The organism is Type-E symbiont of Plautia stali, assembly GCF_059731115.1.
Window position 1 is genome coordinate 166,087 of the sequence record NZ_AP035906.1, and the last position, 20,768, is coordinate 186,854.

General features: G+C 54.6%; 15 protein-coding genes. 10 read left to right on the plus strand and 5 right to left on the minus strand.

Annotated features, from left to right (window positions below; genetic code table 11):
• Window positions 1-43: 43 nt before the first annotated feature.
• The 6 genes from bcsE (at window position 44) to AC6I8L_RS00770 (ending at window position 9,009) form a co-directional block, all read left to right on the plus strand.
• Entirely contained in the window at window positions 44-1,591 is a 1,548-nt protein-coding gene (bcsE, locus tag AC6I8L_RS00745; protein ID WP_058960386.1) for a cellulose biosynthesis protein BcsE, read from the plus strand.
• Window positions 1,591-1,779 carry a cellulose biosynthesis protein BcsF gene (gene bcsF, locus AC6I8L_RS00750; RefSeq protein WP_034827815.1) on the plus strand — a complete coding sequence of 63 codons (189 nt, stop codon included), beginning with the start codon at window positions 1,591-1,593 and terminating at the stop codon, window positions 1,777-1,779. The genes bcsE and bcsF overlap by 1 nt, the downstream gene beginning before the upstream one ends.
• The gene (gene bcsG / locus AC6I8L_RS00755) at window positions 1,779-3,419 is read left to right on the plus strand and encodes a cellulose biosynthesis protein BcsG (protein WP_058960385.1); all 1,641 of its coding nucleotides are present in this window, start codon (window positions 1,779-1,781) and stop codon (window positions 3,417-3,419) included. The genes bcsF and bcsG overlap by 1 nt, the downstream gene beginning before the upstream one ends.
• Before the next feature lie 306 nt (window positions 3,420-3,725).
• Complete coding sequence (gene hmsP / locus AC6I8L_RS00760; RefSeq protein ID WP_182057602.1) at window positions 3,726-5,738, plus strand: biofilm formation regulator HmsP; 2,013 nt, start codon at window positions 3,726-3,728, stop codon at window positions 5,736-5,738.
• Between the two features lie 230 nt (window positions 5,739-5,968).
• Complete coding sequence (locus AC6I8L_RS00765; protein ID WP_034827821.1) at window positions 5,969-7,249, plus strand: dicarboxylate/amino acid:cation symporter; 1,281 nt, start codon at window positions 5,969-5,971, stop codon at window positions 7,247-7,249.
• Between the two features lie 245 nt (window positions 7,250-7,494).
• Window positions 7,495-9,009 (plus strand): M16 family metallopeptidase, encoded by a 1,515-nt coding sequence (locus AC6I8L_RS00770; protein WP_058960384.1) that lies wholly within the window; start codon window positions 7,495-7,497, stop codon window positions 9,007-9,009.
• 279 nt (window positions 9,010-9,288) lie between these two features.
• Here AC6I8L_RS00770 and AC6I8L_RS00775 read toward each other — a convergent pair whose 3' ends face one another.
• On the minus strand, window positions 9,289-10,161 hold the full coding sequence (locus AC6I8L_RS00775; protein WP_034827823.1) for an alpha/beta hydrolase: 873 nt from the start codon (window positions 10,159-10,161) through the stop codon (window positions 9,289-9,291).
• A gap of 434 nt (window positions 10,162-10,595) precedes the next feature.
• Window positions 10,596-11,528, minus strand: a complete 933-nt coding sequence (gene kdgK / locus AC6I8L_RS00780; RefSeq protein WP_058960383.1) for a 2-dehydro-3-deoxygluconokinase — start codon at window positions 11,526-11,528, stop codon at window positions 10,596-10,598.
• 284 nt (window positions 11,529-11,812) lie between these two features.
• On the opposite strand from kdgK, the gene pdeH reads away from it, so the two are divergent.
• Both pdeH and AC6I8L_RS00790 read left to right on the plus strand, forming a co-directional pair.
• Entirely contained in the window at window positions 11,813-12,586 is a 774-nt protein-coding gene (gene pdeH, locus AC6I8L_RS00785) for a cyclic-guanylate-specific phosphodiesterase (RefSeq protein WP_038643818.1), read from the plus strand.
• Between the two features lie 61 nt (window positions 12,587-12,647).
• Window positions 12,648-14,708, plus strand: a complete 2,061-nt coding sequence (locus AC6I8L_RS00790; protein WP_058960382.1) for an AsmA family protein — start codon at window positions 12,648-12,650, stop codon at window positions 14,706-14,708.
• On the opposite strand, the gene ppiC is transcribed toward AC6I8L_RS00790, so the two are convergent.
• Window positions 14,709-14,990, minus strand: coding sequence for a peptidylprolyl isomerase PpiC (gene ppiC / locus AC6I8L_RS00795; protein ID WP_034827827.1), 282 nt, complete (start codon window positions 14,988-14,990; stop codon window positions 14,709-14,711).
• A 196-nt stretch (window positions 14,991-15,186) separates the two neighbouring features.
• Here ppiC and rep point away from each other — a divergent pair, with 196 nt between their 5' ends.
• On the plus strand, window positions 15,187-17,208 hold the full coding sequence (gene rep / locus AC6I8L_RS00800) for a DNA helicase Rep (protein ID WP_058960381.1): 2,022 nt from the start codon (window positions 15,187-15,189) through the stop codon (window positions 17,206-17,208).
• Window positions 17,209-17,366: 158 nt separating this feature from the next.
• On the opposite strand, the gene gppA is transcribed toward rep, so the two are convergent.
• Together gppA and rhlB are read right to left on the minus strand one after the other, a co-directional pair.
• The gene (gppA, locus tag AC6I8L_RS00805; protein WP_058960380.1) at window positions 17,367-18,851 is read right to left on the minus strand and encodes a guanosine-5'-triphosphate,3'-diphosphate diphosphatase; all 1,485 of its coding nucleotides are present in this window, start codon (window positions 18,849-18,851) and stop codon (window positions 17,367-17,369) included.
• A gap of 7 nt (window positions 18,852-18,858) precedes the next feature.
• A complete protein-coding gene (gene rhlB, locus AC6I8L_RS00810; RefSeq protein ID WP_038643814.1) occupies window positions 18,859-20,154 on the minus strand; it encodes an ATP-dependent RNA helicase RhlB in 1,296 nt (431 codons plus the stop codon).
• Window positions 20,155-20,270: 116 nt separating this feature from the next.
• On the opposite strand from rhlB, the gene trxA reads away from it, so the two are divergent.
• Window positions 20,271-20,603 (plus strand): thioredoxin TrxA, encoded by a 333-nt coding sequence (gene trxA / locus AC6I8L_RS00815; protein ID WP_003851963.1) that lies wholly within the window; start codon window positions 20,271-20,273, stop codon window positions 20,601-20,603.
• Window positions 20,604-20,768 lie beyond the last annotated feature (165 nt).

Genomic DNA, 20,768 nt, shown 5'->3' on the forward strand with positions numbered 1-20,768 from the left:
TCTATATTAAACTAGCCTGGATTGTTCTGATCGCGAAACAAATATGAAAAATCGCTATGCGCTTGGCCTACAACAAGTTCAGCAGGAATTAGTCACCCTGCAAAATCCGGGGTTTTATTGGATTACCAGTCAGCGTCAGGAAGATGCGCGGGTACTGCTGCGTCAGGTAGTGAGCCATCAACAGGCGGCAACCCTGGTCAGTTCTGATGAGAAGCCTCAGTCTTTACTTACGCCGGACCCGCTGACGGGCCCAGCGCGCATTCCCTTATTTTCGCTGCCGGCCAATAAAACCGGCCTGCAGCATCTGGAGAATGATTTCGCGCGTGTACTGAATAGCCGCAGTGGTTTAGTGCTGTTTTACAGCAACGCTGCGCAGTGGAGTAAATTATCCGAGGATGAACTCACGCTTTGGGTGAAACGCATGCGGCGGTTGTTGATCAAAAAACAAATCACGCTGTTACTGATCACCTCGGGGGCGTCGATTATTCATCTGCGTAACCATCTACAGCGTTATTTTCGCCAACTTGATGGTGTCGCACATTTAGAATTTCAACAGGATAGCTGGCAATATCGAATTAACTGGTGGTACTCCGCAGACAAATTACTGGCTGACCGTGCGATTCGCCTGAGTTGTAATAATAATCAATTCATTGCCATTAATGACGTTGAGCAAACCATCCCCCTTAGCCTTAATGATGAAAATCAGTTTCTGGCACAAGAAGGGGTGCTGGAAGGCGCACCGCCGCTTTCCAGCCAGTGGCAGCTGTTTAGTGATAATGAAAGCGTATTTTCGCGTGCGCAACAGGCCAACGCCGCCACGGTCATTTTTAGTCTGGCCCATAACCAGGATATCAATGCCCTGGCAAAAATGGTCCACAGTTTGCGCCGCTCACGCGGTAACGCATTAAAGATTGTGGTACGCGAAATCAGTACCAGTCTTAGGTATAGCGATGAGCGGTTATTGCTGGCGTGTGGTGTCAATGCCATCGTGCCCGGTGCACAAACGCTGTCACGCTTTCTCACCACGCTGGAAGGGATTCAGGGCCAGCAGTTTACGCGTCATGTTCCGGCCAACTTGCCCGCGCTGATGCAGGCATTACAGCCGCTGCAGCAAAAAGGCTATTTGCAGCTGGAGCCGTTCTGCTCGGCGGTACAGCAGCTGATGAGTAATACGCTGCTGCCGGAAAACGACAAGGGGCTGATGGTGGCATTGCGCCCGGTGCCGCAGCTGAAACCCGAGCAGATTCTGACGCTGTGTAAACCGCGTCGTTTTGGTGATTTGGTGACGCTGATTAACGATCGCATCTATCTGTTTCTGTCATCCTGCCGCTTCAACGATTTGGATATTGCGTTGAAATCGATTTTCTCGCTGCCGCACGATGAGTTGTTTAGTAACCGCGTGGTGTGGTTCGAGGACAACCAGATTTTGTCGGAAGTGCACAAGATTCGCCAGCTGACGCCGGTGGCGCAGCGTGAAGTGCCGATGGCACCGATTGAGGCCCCGCGGGCAAACAAGGTGTCCGCTTCTGACCTGCGTGGGGCGCAAACCCCGCAACCTATTGTTCTCAACCTTGATGGAGATCGCCGCTGATGACACTGATGGATTGGGTGCAGGTGGCGATCCTGCTGTTATTAATTTTACTGTTCCTGAAATCGTTGTTTGTGCGCTGGTTACCGCGCAGTAGCACCAGCCTGCTGATGCGTCTGCTGCCACCGCGTGCGCTGAAGTCGGAAGGGCAGTGGCAACGCAAACCGAATAAAACGGATACTAAACCGTAATGAGTGATAACAAACCTTCGACGCTGCACGGTTCGTGGTGGCGCGGTCTCGGCGGCTGGAATTTCTACTTCCTGATCAAATTTGGTCTGTTGTGGTACGGCTACCTTAATTTTCATGCGCTGAGCAATCTGGTGTTCCTGGCGTGGCTGCTGTTCCCGCTGCCGTCACTTCGTGTGCATCGTGTGCGTCACTGGGTATCCTTGCCGATTGGCTTTGCGCTGTTCTGGCATGACACCTGGCTGCCGGGGCTGGAATCGATCATGAGCCAGGGTAGCCAGGTCGCGGGCTTCTCCTCAGCTTATCTGCTCGATCTGCTGGAGCGCTTTATCAACTGGCAAATGATTGGCGCAGGCTTTGTGCTGCTGGTGATCTATATGTTCGTGGCGCAGTGGATCCGCATCACGGTGCTGGTTTCACTGATGCTGATCTGGCTTAACGTGCTGACCATTGCCGGACCGGCGATGAATCTGCTGCCAACCAAAGCGGCGACACCGGAAGTGGCATTGAATAACCCTCCAGCCGCGACCAAAGCACCGGAGGGACTGGATCAATCTGCACCCCCGACCAGTGCCAATCTGACCTCCTGGCTCAATCGTTTCTACGACAGTGAGCGCCAGCGCGCCACCCATTTCCCGGATGCGCTGCCCGCGGATTCGCAGCCGTTTGATATTTTAGTGATCAACATCTGTTCGCTGTCATGGTCGGACATGGATGTAGCACAGTTGCGCGACCATCCATTGTGGAAGCATTTCGATATCCTGCTGAACAATTACAATTCTGCCACCGGTTACAGCGGTCCGGCGGGGATTCGTTTGCTGCGTGCCAGCTGCGGCCAGACCTCACACTCCAATCTGTATAAGGCCACCGACCAGCGCTGCTACCTGTTTGATAACCTGGCGAAACTGGGCTTTAAGCAGGAACTGATGATGGATCATACCGGCGTGTTTGGTAACTATCTCAAAGAGCTGCGTGAAGAGGGCAATTTGCAGGCACCGCTGATGTCACAAGCGGGAATTGCGCCAGAATTGACCTCCTTTGATGGTTCGCCAGTGTTCAATGACGGGCAATTGATGCAGCGCTGGCTCGACGATCGGACTAAAAGCAGCGATGCGCGCAGTGCCACCTTCTATAACCTGATTCCGTTGCATGACGGCACGCGCGAACTCGGCAGCACGCGCACCGCTGACTGGCAGCCGCGCGCTAAAATGCTGTTTGATCAGCTGGATACATTCCTGACCAATCTGGAGAAATCAGGACGCCGCGTGATGGTGCTGGTGGTACCGGAGCACGGTGCTGCGCTGCAGGGCGATAAAATGCAGATGTCTGGTCTGCGTGATATTCCCAGTCCGAGCATTACGCATGTGCCGGTGGGCATTAAGTTTGTCGGGATGAAAGCGCCACACCAGGGACAGCCGTTGAGCATTGATACGCCGACCAGTCTGCTGGCGATTTCCGAAATCATTTCCCGTGTGGTGGATGGTCAGGTGTTTAACGCGCCGAACGTCAATATGTCGGTGTTAGCGGATAATTTGCCGCAATCACCGGTGGTGTCCGAGAATGATAATGCGGTGGTGATGATGTATCAGGGTAAACCCTGGATTCGTCTGAACGGCGGCGATTGGGTGCCTTATCCGCAATAGCAGGGGGCGCGGCGCAAACTTTGCGCCGCGACTTTAACGTGCACAATTCCTAATCACCACTTTATCTTGCCCTTCCTGCCTTTTTTCGACTTTATCCCGGCGCATAAAAATGCTGACCTGCGATATACTCGCTGCGCATTTCATCTATACCCGTCATTCTTCAAGTTGCAGGTGCGTTGGCTGTGCTCATTTACCCCAGTCACTTACCTGAGTAAGCTCCTGGGGATTCATTCCCTTGCCGCCTGCCTGCACCTTGAATAATTTAGGGTATACATAGTCGATTTAAGTGGTCGGGAGAGGGTTTTGTTGCGCGTCAGTCGCTCGTTAACGATAAAACAGATGGCAACGGTGTCCGCCGTGGCAATGGTGACCATCAGCATTTTTATCGTCATCCAGTTATTCCACTTTGTGCAGCAGCGCAGGATTGACTACGCCCAGCAGATGGAAAATATCGCGCACACGGTGCGCCAGCCGCTGTCGGAAGCCGTTCTGAAAGGCGATATTCCGCAAGCTGAACGCATCCTGAATACGTTGAAACCGGCGGGCATCCTGTCGCGTGCCGATGTGGTATTGCCGAATGCGTTTCAGGCGCTGCATGCCGATTTTGTGCCGGAAAAACCGGTGCCGCGCTTCGTGGCACGTCTGTTTGAACTGCCGGTGCAAATCACGCTGCCGCTTTATTCGGTAGAGCGTACTGGACTGCCGAAGCCTATCGCCTATCTGGTGCTGCAGGCCGACTCCTCACGGGTATACCAGTTCCTGCTCAGCACGCTCTCCACCATGATTACCACCTATTTGCTGCTGGCGCTGATACTTTCGGTGTCGATTAGCTGGTGTATCAATCGCCTGATCGTCCATCCTTTGAGAAGTTTGTCGCGTGATTTGCAGGAGTTGCCACCGCAGGCCATTCTCACGCACAAGCTCGACCTGCCGCATAATCATCGCGACGATGAAATCGGCATGCTGATCCGCAGCTACAACCGCAATCAACAGGTGCTGGAGTCGATTCATGATGAGATGAGTCGCATGACCACCCATTTTGCCGTGACCGACCTGCCCAACCGTGCCCTGTTCCTGGCGTTACTGGATCAGCACGCCAGTCATCGCCATAGCCGTCAGCCGTGGGGATTGATGGTGATTCGTATCGAAACACTGCAGGAAGCCAATGGCGTTCTCAGTGATGAACAGCGCGACACCCTGATGCTGACGCTGGTGGAGAAGATTCGAAGCACCGTTGACGACCACACCCTGCTGGCGCAAACCGGACCCAGTGATTTCGCGCTACTGATGAAGCGCGCGCACAACCCGTTCCGCGCCATGCGTCTGGCGCGCAACCTGATGATTCGCATTAACCAGCCGGTGAACCTGCATCAGCTTCAGCTGCGTCCAAACGCCAGTATTGGCCTGGCGCTGCATGATGACAGCGTCGTCAGTGCCAGCGAGCAACTCGACCGCGCGACCTCGGCAATGATGTCGGCGCGTCATCAAGGCAAAAACCAGATTCTGTTCTTTGATCCGGCGCTGACTGAGCGGGCGCAAAAACGCCTGACGCAGGAGCACGATATCCTGCAGGGGTTGCAGGATGGTCAATTTGCACTTTATCTGCAGCCGCAAATCAATATGCAAACCGGTGAGCTGGCGGGCGCGGAAGCGCTATTGCGTATGCGTATGCCGGATGGCAGCTATGGTTTGTCAGAAGAGTTTATCGCCAGCGCGGAAGAGATTGGGGTGATTTCCGCGATTGGGCGCTGGGTGTTTGAAGAAGCCTGCCGCATCCTTGCCGCGTGGCAGAAGCTGGGCATCAATATTCCGCTGAGCGTCAATATATCGGCAGTTCAGTTGCGTGACCCCAGCATGGTGAGCCATTTGCAAGGCTTGCTGGAGCGCCATCGTATTGCACCCGGCAATTTCGTGCTGGAAATTACCGAAACCGCGCAGATTGGCGATGCCGAGCAAGCGATTTCGCTGCTGCGTTCACTGCAGCAAACCGGCGTGGCCGTGGCGCTGGATGATTTTGGCATGGGTTACTCCAATCTCAATTACCTGCATCAGTTTAAAGCGCTGCCGGTGAACAAGCTGAAGATGGACCGTAGTTTTGTCGCGGCGCTACCGGATGATGACACCATGGTGCGTATTGTCGCGGCGATTGCGGACATCATTCATCTTGATGTTATTGCTGAAGGCGTGGAAACCGATGAGCAGCGAGACTGGCTGCTGGCACGCGGAATTACTATAGGGCAAGGCTACTTATACGCTGAAGCGCTCCCTCTTAACGTCTTCAACCAACGCTGGCTTGACAGCTCGTCACATCCTGAATAATCACATTGTTTATTGATTTTCCTAACGAAATTGCAGTCAGATAGTTTGCTGAAGCGTTTCAGTTCATAGTTAGAGTTTTGTAACTTTTGTAAGGAATGTAAGGGTATATTAATCCTGTTATCGGAGTGTTATTTTCCCGCAATCGGTAAGGTTTTTCGCTTCCAGGCGGCTTGCCGCATGCGTTCTCCATAATAACGGCGGTGAATTCCGTCTATACCTGGACACCTGTTATGAAACTGTTCAAAAGCCTCTACTTCCAGGTGCTGGTTGCCATCGGCATCGGCGTCCTGTTAGGCCACTACTATCCTGAGTTAGGCGCGCAAATGAAGCCGCTTGGCGATGGTTTCGTTAAGCTGATCAAGATGATCATCGCCCCCGTGATTTTCTGTACGGTGGTGACCGGTATTGCCGGCATGGAGAGCATGAAAGCAGTTGGACGGACTGGCGCAGTTGCGCTGCTCTACTTTGAAATTGTCAGTACCATAGCGCTGATTATTGGCCTGGTCGTGGTTAATGTGGTGCAGCCGGGCGCGGGGATGAACGTTGATCCCGCGACTTTGGATGCCAAAGCCGTGGCGGTATACGCCCAACAGGCGCAAGAACAGGGTGTTGTTGCCTTCTTGCTTGATATTATTCCGGGTAGTGTAATCGGTGCCTTTGCCAGCGGTAATATCCTGCAAGTGCTGCTGTTCGCCATTCTGTTTGGTTTTGCCCTGCATCGTCTGGGTAACGCCGGTACTGTGATGTTTAACGTCATTGAGAGCTTCTCCAAAGTGATCTTCGGCGTTATCAATATGATTATGCGCCTTGCGCCGATCGGTGCCTTCGGTGCCATGGCGTTTACCATTGGTAAATACGGCGTGGGCTCACTGGTGCAGCTCGGTCAGCTGATCATCTGCTTCTACATCACCTGCGTACTGTTTGTGGTGGTGGTGTTAGGTTTAATTGCACGCTGGGCCGGCTTTAACATCTTCAAATTTGTCGCCTACATCAAAGAAGAGCTGCTGATCGTGCTGGGTACCTCTTCATCTGAATCTGCGCTGCCGCGTATGCTCGACAAGATGGAGAAGCTGGGTTGTAAGAAATCAGTGGTGGGTCTCGTTATTCCAACGGGATACTCTTTTAACCTTGATGGCACCTCGATTTACCTGACCATGGCGGCGGTATTCATTGCCCAGGCCACTAATGCGCACATGGATATCTTCCACCAGATCACGTTGTTAGTGGTGCTGCTGCTCTCCTCAAAAGGCGCAGCGGGCGTAACCGGCAGTGGCTTTATCGTGCTGGCGGCCACCTTGTCTGCAGTCGGACATTTGCCGGTAGCGGGTCTGGCGCTGATTCTGGGTATCGACCGCTTTATGTCCGAAGCGCGTGCATTGACCAACCTGGTGGGTAACGGCGTGGCGACGGTTGTTGTGGCGAAGTGGGTCGGTCAGCTGGATGAGAAGCAGATGAAAGCGACGCTTTCTTCAGCGAAAAAGGTCAATAACGCCTCACAAACCAGCGTCTGATCGTCTATTTGCGTTAATTTCCTGAGAAATGCCCGCTGTCGCTTGCCCTGACAGCGGGCATTTGCATAATAAACCCCATTGATTTTTTTCCCGATTTTTTACCTCGTTGCGCGACATCCTGACCTTCCTGTGGTCAAAGAGTCTGTTCTTCATTAAACGTGGCGGCTATGGGCCGCGCCGGTCACCAAAGATGTGACCGTACATGTCGCGATAACGAGCGTTGATCTGTTTATGTAGGGGTTCACATGCAGGGCACCAGAATTCGACTTTTGGTTGGCGGATTAATCCTTGCGGCATCCGGCTTTGGCGCGCACGCCGAGACACTCCAGCCCGATCCCGCGTGGCAGGAAGGCAAACTGGACAATGGTTTTAGCTGGCAGTTACTCACCACGCCACAACGTCCAAGCGATCGTATTGAATTACGTCTGATTGTTAACACCGGTTCACTGGTGGAGAGCGCTCAGCAAACCGGTTTCAGCCATCTGATACCGCGTCTGGCAATGGTGCACAACACCGCGCTGGATACCAATCAACAGCGTGCACTGTGGCAGCAAGCCATGGATCCGCAACGCCCGTTGCCGCCAGCGATCTCATCGTACGATTACACCCAATACAACCTGAGCTTGCCCAACAACCGCCCGGAGCTGCTGAAAGAAGCGCTGAACTGGCTGGCGGCGACCGCAGGGAAAATGACCATTAATGAGCAGGTGGTTTCGACCGCGCTGACCGCGACCGATCCCATCGCCACCTGGCCGCCAAATACCCAGGATGTCTGGTGGCGTTACCGTCTGAAAGGTTCCGCGATGCTTGCGCACGATCCGGGCGAACAACCGCGCGCGCCGGTGGATATTGCACAGCTCAACAGCTTCTATCAGCAGTGGTACACGCCGGATGGCATGACCCTGTATGTGGTGGGCAACGTTGACAGCCGCAGCATGGCAGAACAAATTAACAAAACCTTCTCCGCGCTGAAGGGTAAACGGGTTGCGCCCGCAGCGCTGCCTACGCTCTCTCCTTTGCCGCATCAGCCCGTCAATCTGGTGAATGGCGGGATGAGTCAGGATCGCCTGTCGCTGGTGTGGGATACGCCGTGGCAACCGATTCGTGACTCACAGAACTTACAGCACTATTGGCAGAGTGATTTGGCGCGTGAAGCGCTGTTCTGGCATGTGCAACGCGCGCTGGCGGACAGCAAAGCACAGAGCGTGCAGGTGGGCTTTGATTGCCGCGTGCTTTACCAGCGTGCGCAGTGTTCCATCAACATGGACAGCCCGAACGCATCGCTGGCGCAGAACATGAACCAGGTGGCGAAAGAACTGGCGGCAGTACGTGATAAAGGGTTACCGCAGGATGAGTTTGATGCGCTGATGGCGCAGAAGTTGCTGGAACTGAATAAGCTGTTCGCCACCTATGCGCGCACGGATACCGATATCTTGATGGGGCAGCGTCTGCGCTCGCAGCAGAATGCGGTGGTGGATATCGCGCCGGAGCAGTATCAAAAGCTGCGTCAGGCGTTTCTCAGTGGGTTGACGCGTGACCAGCTGAATCAGGAATTGCGCCAGCAACTGACGCAGGAACTGACGATGGTGCTGATTCAACCACAAGGTGAAGCTGAGACCAACGTGAAGATGCTGCAGGACGGCTGGGATAAAGTGATGAAGGTACCGGATGCGCCTGCGGCACCGGCGGCTTCTGATGAAGCTAAACCGGAAAGTAACGGCAGCGCGAGCGCGACCGACCCGGCTCAACCCTCGTCATGACGCAGGATTTATCATTCATGGCCGAGTCATCAAGTCTTATGATTCATGGCATATGAGATCGCCAAAATAATTTGAGTAGCAGCACAAAAGCGCCTTGAGGCGCTTTTGAACATCACATCCATGCAGCCACGTCGCTGCGTTTCAGGGCATGAATTATCCCTGAAATAATTTGAGCTGCAGTAAGGCGGCAAGTATGTTCATCGCCAGTCACTGACTTAAGCCGGTGACTGGGGTGACTGCATGCAGCCAGCGCCGCTGCGGTTCAAATTATGAAGGGGATTATGTCTTAGCGCGTAGCCATTCGGTGACCAGCATCGGCCAACTGGCGAGGGGCAGATCAGCGACGCCGCGAATGCCAAATCCATGGCCGCCTTTCTGATAAAAGTGGATTTCCACCGGCACCTTGTGCTCACGCAGGGCGCTGAAAAACACCATGCTGTTGTTCACCGAAACCGCGTCATCATCGCTAGCGTGAATCAGCAGCGTGGGCGGTGTCTGCGCATGTACGCGCGTTTCCATGGAATACGCATCAATCAACCTCTGATCCGGCCATGCGCCGAGCAGGCGAGTGCGCGAGCTTTCGTGTGCCAGACCGTCGCGCATGCTGATCACCGGGTAGAGTAGCACCATGGCATCTGGACGCGGCGAGAAGCTGTCGGCCTGATCCTGCACCGGATAAATTTTCTCACCAAAGCGCGTCCCCAGGCTGGCAGCCACGTGCCCACCCGCTGAGAAGCCCATCATCACAATGTATTTGCCGTTCATGCCGCGCTGCGCACGATCGCGCAACACGCGCACCGCACGTTGTGCATCGGCCAGTGGGGCATCGGGACCTTCGTGATGGCCATCGTAGGGCAGGCGATAAGTCATCACTGCCAGCGTATACCCCATCGATGTGAAGAACGTGGCGAGGGCACTGCCTTCACGGTCAATCAGCACTCGCTGATAGCCGCCGCCGGGCGCCACCAGCAGCGTAATGCCGTTGGAGGTTTCCGGGTGCCAGATTGCCATTTCAGGGCAACGCACGCCGGTCGCGGCGCGGTCATAGGGTTCGTACTCTTTGGCGAGATCGACGATTTGCGGTTGAGCGCGCGAATCACTCGCGCCTGGCGCATCACCGTGTGGCCAGATATTAATGATTTCTGTGTGCATAAATCAGTCCTGAGCGAGTCGTGTTGTCATTATTTTGTTCGCGGCCGGATTAACAGCGTCCTGCTGTTATTGATTAAAACATGGTCTGTTTTCGCGCTGGCGTCCAGCCGAAAACCCACCATTTCTGCAGTTTCGGACTATGCCTGGCGGCCCGATTTCTGTCGGTAATCTATTGAATTTAAATTGATATGGTAAGGGCTGCTAAACTGGCGTAGGCGGATATGAGCCAAAGATGGATCGCTGGCGAGGTTAGTTAAAATTCACAGTGTAATCTCGGGATTTAAGGCAAATTATCCTGTGCATTGTGTAAGTCGTGATTATCAAATCAACAGCGGCAAAGTGAACGATTGGCGCCATGCATCGTGCCAACGGATATCCAGCGGCGCCAGGCGTCGTGCCTGAAATAGCGCCGCTGGGAAATGTTGAGGGGAGGGTTATTGCGGCATAGCGCTTAAAGGGATAATGGCTCCGCGATGCTGGATCACCGTGCTGGCGGTGAGATGACCGCGCGCGGCCGCATCTTCTGCCCTCCCTCCGGCTAAACGTACGGCCAGATAACCGGCGCTGAAAGAGTCGCCTGCGGCAGTGGTGTCGATCACCTTCTCTTTTGCCAACTTGATGGCGGGCACTTCACGCAGCGGCTCATCGCCTATCGCCACTAAACAGGAATCGGCACCGCGTTTGATGGCGATTTCCTGCACACCGGCTTCGCGCGTGCGTGCAATCACTGCGTCCAGCGGCTGTTCACCCCACAGCAGGTGCTCATCATCCAGCGTCAGGAAGGCGATATCGGCATGATGCAGCATCTCGGCATAAGCCTGTTGCGCGCTGGATTTGTCTGCCCACAGACGTGGACGGTAATTGTTATCGAAAATGACCTTGCCACCGTTTTGGCGACAGGCGCTGAGCAGTGCCATCAGTTTCTCTCGGCTGGTGGCCGGCAGAATCGCCAGGCTTATACCGCTGAGATAGAGGTAATCGTAGTGGGCCAACTGGGCGCAAATCGCGTCAGACTCTGGGCCATCCAGCCAGAAGCGCGCAGCGGCATCATTGCGCCAATACCAGAAGGTGCGCTCGCCGTGTTCGTCGGTTTCAATGAAATAGAGGCCCGGCATTTTATTGTCGAGACGCTGAATGAGCTGGGTGTGAACCTGCTCCTGCTGCCAGGCAGCGATCATCTGGTCACTGAAACTGTCGGTGCCCAGCGCGGTGACATAGTCCACCCGCAGCTGCTGGCTATCTGACTGGCGTGCCAGATAAACCGCCGTGTTTAGCGTGTCGCCGCCAAAGCCACGTTTGATGTTCTCACCTTTTTCGGACAGCTCAATCATGCATTCGCCAATGATGGCAATGTTCTTCTGCGTCATGGTCTTCGGCCTGTAGTGAATTCTGCCCTCGAGTCTCGCGTCTGGTATGGCAGCTGTCAATGGTTTTTAAAACGATGTTTTAATTTAACTTAAGGTGCCTGCACCCACTTTCCACGGCGATTTAACGGACAAAGCGCCGCTTGTTTTGCCGATTAAGCCTGAAACGCGCTGATACACTCAACTGCTCGTGAGGTGGCTGAGACCAATAAAGTTATCGTGTTACTCGCCGATACTTGCCGCTGAGAAACAATTTGCAGGCACCCACCACCTACCAGGAAAAAACCATGGTGATGAACAATTTAAGTCATCGGCTGCCTATTTCAATTGAACTGGAGCAACAACAGGAAACGCGTTTCTTCTGGCAGCAGTGCCAACGATTCTATACTTTCCAGCCGATTTACCAGGTCTCCGGCCGTTTACTGGCTATTGAATTACTGACTGCGGTGACACACCCCTCCGCACCAGAGAAAAGGTTGTCGCCCGAAACCTATTTTGATGCGCTGACTATCGCGCAGCGCCTTGATGTCGTCGAGGAACAGCTTGAGCTGTTATTACAGTGGTCACACTTTTTCAGTCAGCGTCAGCTGGTGGCCTCGGTGAATATTGATGGTCCGACGCTGTTAGCCATTGAGCAGCATGACGATATCCGCCAGTTGATTACGCAACTCCCCTGGGTGCGATTTGAACTCACGGAGCACCATGCATTGCCGCAGGAAGAGATGGTGGCGAAGATGCCTGAACTGGGCCCGCTGTGGCTAGATGACTTTGGATCAGGCATGGCAAACTTCTCTGCGCTGACTGAGCTGCGCTATGACTACATTAAACTGTCGCGCGAACTGTTCATGCTGCTGCGCTCTACCGATGAAGGCCGCTCGCTGTTCTCCATGCTACTGGCGTTGATCAATCGCTATTGCAACGGCGTTATTGTTGAAGGCGTGGAGACCGAAGAGGAGTGGCAGCAGGTGCGCAATTCGCCTGCAATGGCGGCACAAGGCTATTTCTTCTCGCGGCCTGTTCCCTTCAGCACGCTGGAATCCCTGGCGCTCGAGCTTCCCTGATCCCGATCCGCAACGTCTCGACTACAGTTATGTGAGACGTTGAGGGCAAGGAGGAAGCAGAATGTCACGTACGGGAAAAGTCCTGAGTTGGGTTTTCGGGATTTTATTGTTGTTGGTTGTGGTGGTGGTGGTGATTATCGCCACGTTTGACTGGAACCGCCTGAAGCCAACCATCAACCAAAAAGTCTCCACTGAGTTAAACCGGCCTTTCGCCATTCGTGGTGATCTGGGTGTTGCCTGGGTGCGCAATCGCGAAGAACCCGGTTGGCGCAGTTGGGTGCCGTGGCCGCAGGTGCATGCTGATGACATTATGCTGGGCAATCCGCCGAATATTCCCGATGTCACCATGGTGCATTTGCAGCGCGTTGAAGCCACGCTTGCGCCGCTGGCGCTCCTGCATAAACAGGTTTATTTGCCGTGGATTAAAATGCAGCTGCCCGATGCGCGGCTGGTGCAGACGGCGGATAAAAAGAATAACTGGACCTTCAACTTAGCCAGCAGCGAGAACAGCGATGCCAATGCGCCGCCTTCTGCCTGGTCTTTCCGCCTCGATAATATTCTGTTCGACAAAGGTCAGATTCGCTATCGCGATGCCATCAATAAAGCCGATGTGACCGTCACCCTTAATCCACTGGGCAAACCGGTGCCTTACGCGCAGGTAGCGGGCGGTAACGACCAGCAGAAAGGCGCGGGCGATTTTGTCTTTGGCTGGCAGGCGGAGGGGACATACAACGATCAGAAACTGACTGGCGACGGCAAGATCGGCGGCATGCTCTCGTTGCGCAGCAAAACCACACCGTTCCCACTGCAGGTGGATGTGCGCAACGGCACCACGCGCGTGCGCGTTGACGGGACGTTGCAGGATCCTTTAAATCTCGGCGGGCTGGATGTGCGTCTGCGCTTTGCTGGCGATACGCTGGCGAATCTGTACGGTTTAACCGGCGTGCTGCTGCCTGATACGCCGCCGTACGAAACTGACGGCCATTTGATCGCGCGCTTCAATGAAGAGAAAGGGCCGCTGTTCCGTTACGAAAACTTCAATGGGCATATTGGCGATAGCGATATTCACGGCTCGCTGGCTTATCACCAGGTGAAACCGCGCCCAACGTTGACCGGAGAATTAACCTCGAACCAGTTGCGCATGGCGGATTTAGGCCCGCTGATTGGCGTGAATTCGGGCAAGGGCAGTGAGAAAACCCAGCAGGCTAAAGCCCAGCGTGGTGACGCTTCGACTCAACCGGCCGATCGCGTGCTGCCACATGACAAGTTTGATACCAAAAGCTGGGACGTGATGGATGCGGATGTGAAATTCAGCGGAAAACGCATCGAACACAGCAGCAAGCTGCCGCTTAGCGACCTTTATACCCATCTGCAGTTGAAAAACGGTGACCTGCTGCTCGATCCGCTGCGCTTCGGCATGGCGGGCGGTAGTATCAACTCCACCATTCATCTGGAAGGGGATAAAAGCCCGATGCGCGGGCGCGCGGATTTGCATGCGCGTAAGCTGCAACTGCGTCAGCTGTTCCCGAATGTCACGGCGATGCAGCGTAGCCTGGGTCAGTTAAACGGGGATGCCAGCCTGAGCGGTACCGGCAACTCGGTGGCGGATATTCTGGGGACCAGCAACGGCGAGCTGAAACTGCTGATGAATGACGGATTGATCAGCCGTAGTCTGATGGAGATTGCCGGCCTGAATGTCGGTAACTATGTGGTCGGCAAACTGTTTGGCGATGATGAGGTGCGCATCAACTGTGCTGCCACCGATCTCAATATCCGTCAGGGTCTCGCCACGCCGAAAGTGTTTGTGCTGGATACGGAGAATGCGGTGATTAATGTCACCGGCAACGTTAACTTTGCCAATGAAAGGATGGACTTATCCATTAATCCAGAGAGCAAAGGCATTCGTATCATCACCTTGCGATCGCCACTGTATGTGCGTGGCACCTTCAAAAATCCGGATGCGGGAGTGAAAGCCGGGCCGCTGATCGCACGTGGCGCTGCTGCGGTGGCGCTGGGCGCAGTGGTGGCGCCGGCCGCCGCACTGCTGGCACTGATTTCACCCAGTGATACAGATGCCAACCAGTGCAGCAACGTGTTGCAGCAGATGAAAAGTAAAAAGTGATCAGTTGCGCCACAGCACTTTGATGATGTGATAACCAAAGGCGGTTTTCACCGGCCCGTAAGGTTGCAATAGCGGGCAGGAGAACACCGCCTTATCAAAGGCGGGCACCATCTGGCCTTTACGAAATTCACCCAGATCGCCGCCGTTACGTCCCGATGGACAGGTGGAGTGTTTTTTTGCCAGCTGCTGGAAGTTTGCGCCCTTTTCCAGCTGGGCCAGCAGGGATTTGGCCTGCGCTTCATCCTTGACGAGGATGTGCAAAGCTGCCGCGGTTTTCGCCATGTTGGTGTCTCTGTATGTATGTATAATGTTCGGCGCATTATATCCCCGTCCTACTTCAAATTGCAGGTGCGTTGGCTGCGTATGCTTGATACGGTGACTGATTGAGTCAGTTTCCGGGAGTCGCTCACCTGTCCATATTCCTGCCATGCGAAATCGTCAGGGGATCTCCTTTTCATTAGTTGAGTGATATTCCGTTATGCGTTTAAACCCCGGCCAACAACGTGCTGTCGAATTTGTCACCGGTCCCTGCCTGGTGCTGGCCGGTGCAGGCTCGGGTAAGACCCGCGTCATCACCAATAAAATCGCCCACCTGATCCGCGAGTGTGGCTATCAGGCGCGCCATATCGCGGCCGTCACCTTCACCAATAAAGCCTCGCGCGAGATGAAAGAGCGTGTCGCACAAACGCTTGGACGTAAAGAGGCGCGCGGCCTGATGATCTCCACCTTCCATACGTTGGGGCTGGAGATAATCAAACGTGAATACAAAGCGTTAGGAATGAAAGCGAGCTTCTCGCTGTTCGACGATCAAGATCAGCTGGCGCTGTTGAAAGACCTCACTAAACAGTGGCTGGAGGAAGACAAAACGCTGTTGCAGCAGCTGATCTCCACCATTTCCAACTGGAAGAATGATCTGGTCGATCCGCAGGGTGCGGCTGGCCTGGCCAAATCCCAGCGCGACCAGATTTTTGCCCAATGTTATCAGCTGTACGACCAGCATCTGAAATCCTGCAACGTACTGGATTTCGACGATTTGATTGCGCTGCCGACGCTGTTGCTGCAACGCAATCAGGAAGTGCGCGAGCGTTGGCAGCAGCGTATTCGCTATTTATTGGTGGATGAGTATCAGGATACCAACACCAGCCAGTATGAGCTGGTGAAACTGCTGGTGGGCGCGCGGGCGCGTTTCACCGTGGTAGGCGATGATGACCAGTCGATTTACTCCTGGCGTGGTGCGCGACCGCAAAACCTGGTGCTGCTGAAAGAGGATTTCCCGGCGCTGGAAGTGGTGAAGCTGGAGCAGAACTATCGCTCAACCCAGCGCATTTTGAAGTCAGCTAACATCCTGATTGCCAATAATCCGCATGTGTTTGAGAAGCGCCTGTTCTCCGAGCTGGGCGAGGGCAGCGAGCTGAAGGTGCTGAGTGCCAACAATGAAGATCATGAGGCCGAGAGGGTCGCCGGTGAGTTGATTGCCCATCACTTCGTTAATAAAACCGCCTACAAAGATTATGCGATTCTCTATCGCGGCAACCATCAGTCACGCGTCTTTGAAAAGCAGCTGATGCAGAACCGTATTCCTTATCGCATCTCTGGTGGCACCTCGTTCTTCTCGCGGCCGGAAATTAAAGATTTGCTGGCTTATCTGCGTGTACTGACCAATCAGGAAGACGACAGTGCTTTCCTGCGTATCGTTAACACGCCGCGTCGTGAAATTGGCCCCGCCACGCTGCAAAAGCTGGGTGAATGGGCCAACCTGCGCAATAAAAGTCTGTTCAATGCCAGCTTCGATATGGGGCTGGAACAGACGCTGAGCGGGCGCGGTCTGGAGCATCTGCAGCGTTTTACTCAATGGCTTAATGAGATTATCCAGCTGACGGAACGCGAACCGGTGAATGCGGTACGCGACCTGATTCGCGGTGTCGATTATGAAAGCTGGTTGTTTGAGACCTCGCCAAGCCCCAAAGCCGCCGAAATGCGCATGAAAAACGTCAACACGCTATTCCAGTGGATGACGGAGATGCTGGAGGGCGATGAGCTGAATGAGCCGATGACGTTGGCGCAGGTGGTGACGCGCTTTACGCTGCGTGACATGATGGAACGCGGCGAGAGCGATGAGGAGAGCGACCAGGTGCAGCTGATGACCTTGCACGCCTCCAAAGGGTTGGAGTTCCCGTATGTTTATCTGGTCGGTATGGAAGAGGGGTTGTTACCGCATCAGAGCAGCATTGATGAGAACAACATCGAAGAGGAACGCCGTCTGGCCTATGTGGGCATTACCCGCGCGCAAAAAGAGCTGACCTTTACCCTGTGCCGTGAACGCCGTCAGTACGGCGAACTGGTCCGCCCAGAACCAAGCCGCTTCCTGATGGAGCTGCCGCAGGATGATGTGGTGTGGGAGCGCGAGAAAAAGGTGATCAGCGCCGAGGAGCGGGTGAAAACCGGGCAGACGCGCGTCGCGGGCTTACGTGCGATGCTGGAGAATGCGAAGAAGGGGTAAATCCCCCGTCGTTCGTTCAGGCCAGGCCTGTAGCGAGAACCGTTGCGAGCGTAGCGGAGGCAAGACGAAAAGTTCCCGGCAAAGCGGAGTTCACATGCCGTCAATGAGCATTTGACGGGAGCTTTTCAACGCAGCATCAGCAAGCGCAGCAGGTTTGATTAAGAGATAGTCAGCAACCAGTGCACATAAGACTGGTAATGACTCTCTTGTTCCAGCAATTCGGCCCGCAGCGGATGCGCATCCAGCCAGCCAGCAGGGAGTGTCAGGTGCAGCGCATCATCATCCGCCTGTAAACGAACCGCAGGCAGCGTGTCATCGCGACGACGGCTGGAGAAAATAATCGCCAGACGCAGTAAACGGCTTAAGCGTTCCGCCATACGTGGTGGCACAGCGTTCTGCTGCGTCAGTAAAGCGAGATCGATACTGCCACTCTGATTCTGCAGCAGGCAGGCGAGCATTTTTTTCTGTGCGGGCGTAAAACCAGGAAGATCGAGATGGCGAATCAGGTAAGCGGCGTGCTGGGGTGCCTGGCGGAAATCGACGCTCAGGCCTATTTCGTGAATTGAACAGGCGCTCAGCAGCAGATCGCGACATCGGTTATCCAGCTTCCAGGCAGTGCTCACCTGGCGGAAAAAGCTTTCAGCCAGCTGACGCACGCGGCTTGCCTGCTCCACATCGATAGAGAAGCGGCGCTGGACGTTTTGCAACGTGCGGCTACGAATGTCGCGGTCAATCGGCAGATGCAGCATGCCGTACACCAACCCCTCACGCAGTGCGCCACCGGCCAGCGTCATGCTGTCGATGCTTAGTTCATGGAAGATAGCGATCAGAATCGACAGGCCGCTGGGGAATACCAGCGCGCGCTCGAGTGTCAATCCTTCGATTTCCAGCTCTTCCAGCTTGCCGCACTGAATCGCACGCTGTTTTAGCTGCTGCAGCTTGCTCAGGGTGATGCGTTCATCCATGCCCTGCGCAACCATAATTTCCTGCAGTGCCTGCACGGTGCCAGAAGCACCGACGCAGATCTGCCAGCCTTTTTCGCGCAGTGCCGCCGCGACCGGACGAATCATGTCGCGGGCCGCTAATTCAGCCTGCTCGAAATTCTCTTTCGCCAGGTGACGATCGCCAAAGTAGCGTTCCAGCCAGGTGACGCAACCCATCGACAAACTAAACAACGTGGTCGCGTGCGAACCCTCGCCGGTGACCAGCTCGGTGCTGCCGCCGCCGATATCCACCACCAGGCGCTGATCGGAGCCTCCGGTAGTGTGGGCAACACCTTGATAAATCAGGCGTGCTTCTTCCTCGCCGCTGATGACATTCACCGGGCAGCAAAGAATTTCTTCGGCGTGAGCCAGGAAGTCCTGGGCATTTTCAGCAATACGCAGCGTAGCCGTGGCGACCACGCGGATTTGCTCGGGCGGAATATCTTGCAACTGTTCAGAGAAGAGTTTCAGACATTGCCAGCCACGCTGCATCGCCTCGGCGGAGAGGTGATTGGCTTTGTCCAGACCGGCAGCCAGACGTACCTTACGCTTTATACGCGCAATGGTCTGAATACTGCCGGACACTTCGCGCACCACCAACATATGAAAGCTGTTAGAGCCTAAATCAATCGCAGCATAAAGTGACGATGCGCTCAGCATGGTGTGCTTAACTCGAACGTTTACGGTTGTTATTGCGCGGCGCGCCGCTACGACGGTTGCTGTTGTTCCCGCCACGGCGTGGGCCGTTTCCAGAACGGCTGCGCTGCAGACGTTTCGGCGGAGGCAGCTCACTCATCAGTGCTTCACTGCTGTACTTACTCACCGGAATACCGTGACCAATGTACTCTTCAATCGCTGGCAGGTTCAGTGCGTACTCTTCGCACGCCAGGCTGATGGAGTGTCCGCTGGCACCCGCGCGGCCGGTACGACCGATGCGATGCACGTAGTCTTCACGGTCGTCAGGCAGATCGTAGTTGAACACGTGGGTCACTGCAGGAATGTGCAGACCTCGCGCCGCAACGTCAGTCGCGACCAGAATATCTACATCACCTTTGGTGAAGTCATCCAGAATACGCAGACGTTTTTTCTGTGCCACATCGCCCGTCAGCAGACCTACACGGTGACCGTCCGCGGCCAGATGGCCCCAGATATCTTCACAGCGGTGTTTGGTGTTGGCGAAGATGATGGCGCGGTCGGGCCACTCTTCTTCGATCAAGGTTTGCAGCAGACGCATCTTCTCTTCATTCGAAGGGTAGAAAAGTTCTTCTTTGATGCGGTGGCCGGTTTTCTGCTCCGGTTCCACTTCCACGTATTCAGCGTTGTTCATATGTTCGAACGCCAGTTCACGTACGCGGTAAGAGAGGGTCGCCGAGAACAACATGCTCAGACGCTGGGTGGCCGGCGGCATGCGGCGGAACAACCAACGGATATCTTTAATAAAGCCAAGATCGAACATGCGATCGGCTTCATCCAGAACCACGACCTGAATGGCGCCGAGGTTGATGTGATTTTGTTTCGCATAGTCGATGAGGCGACCGGTGGTGCCCACCAGAATATCGACGCCATCGGCCAACACTTTCAGCTGTTTGTCGTAGCCGTCACCGCCATAAGCCAGACCCAGTTTCAGACCCGTGACTTTCGACAGTGGCTCTGCATCGGCATGGATCTGCACAGCAAGTTCACGCGTCGGGGCCATGATCAGCGCACGTGGCTGATTAATCTGGCGGCCTTCAGCGGCTGGATGAGAAAGAAGATGATGAAACGTTGACGTCAGGAACGCCATCGTTTTGCCGGTACCGGTTTGCGCCTGACCCGCAACATCACGCCCTGAAAGCGCAAAAGGCAGTGCCAACGCCTGAATAGGCGTGCAGTTAGAAAAGCCTTTGGTATCAAGGGCTTCAACCACCTGTGGGTGCAGGGCGAAGTCGGAAAACTTCTGTTCAGTTAAGTGTGTTTTGCTCATAGTGTGGTAGAATATCAGCTTACTAGCGCTTTACGAAAGCGTATCCGATGAAATAAAGTCAACCTACGTTGGTATATTTTACGCCAATTCGCCAGGCACAATCTTTGGAGTTAAACATGAGCAGCGATAAAATCGTTCACTTGACCGATGACAGTTTCGACACTGACGTGCTGAAAGCCGACGGTGTCACTCTGGTAGATTTCTGGGCTGAATGGTGTGGTCCTTGCAAAATGATCGCCCCAATTCTCGACGAAGTCGCAGAAGAGTACGACGGTAAGCTTACCATCGCCAAGTTGAACATTGATGACAACCCGGGCACTGCGCCTAAATATGGCATTCGTGGTATCCCGACACTGCTGCTGTTCAAGAACGGTGAAGTGGCTGCGACCAAAGTAGGCGCCTTGTCTAAAGGCCAGCTGAAAGAGTTCCTGAACGCTAACCTGGCCTAAGCCCGGCGCGGTGTTGTTCCGCAGTGGTGAATTTTTTCGCCACTGCTGGACGTCTCCCTTCAGGCGTGTTAAGTTGACCTCACTGCATTACGCACTTACCTTGTAGTTTGCATCTAAAGTTTTCCCTTGTCAGACCCTGCTCGCATTGAACGTTATCGTGGTTTG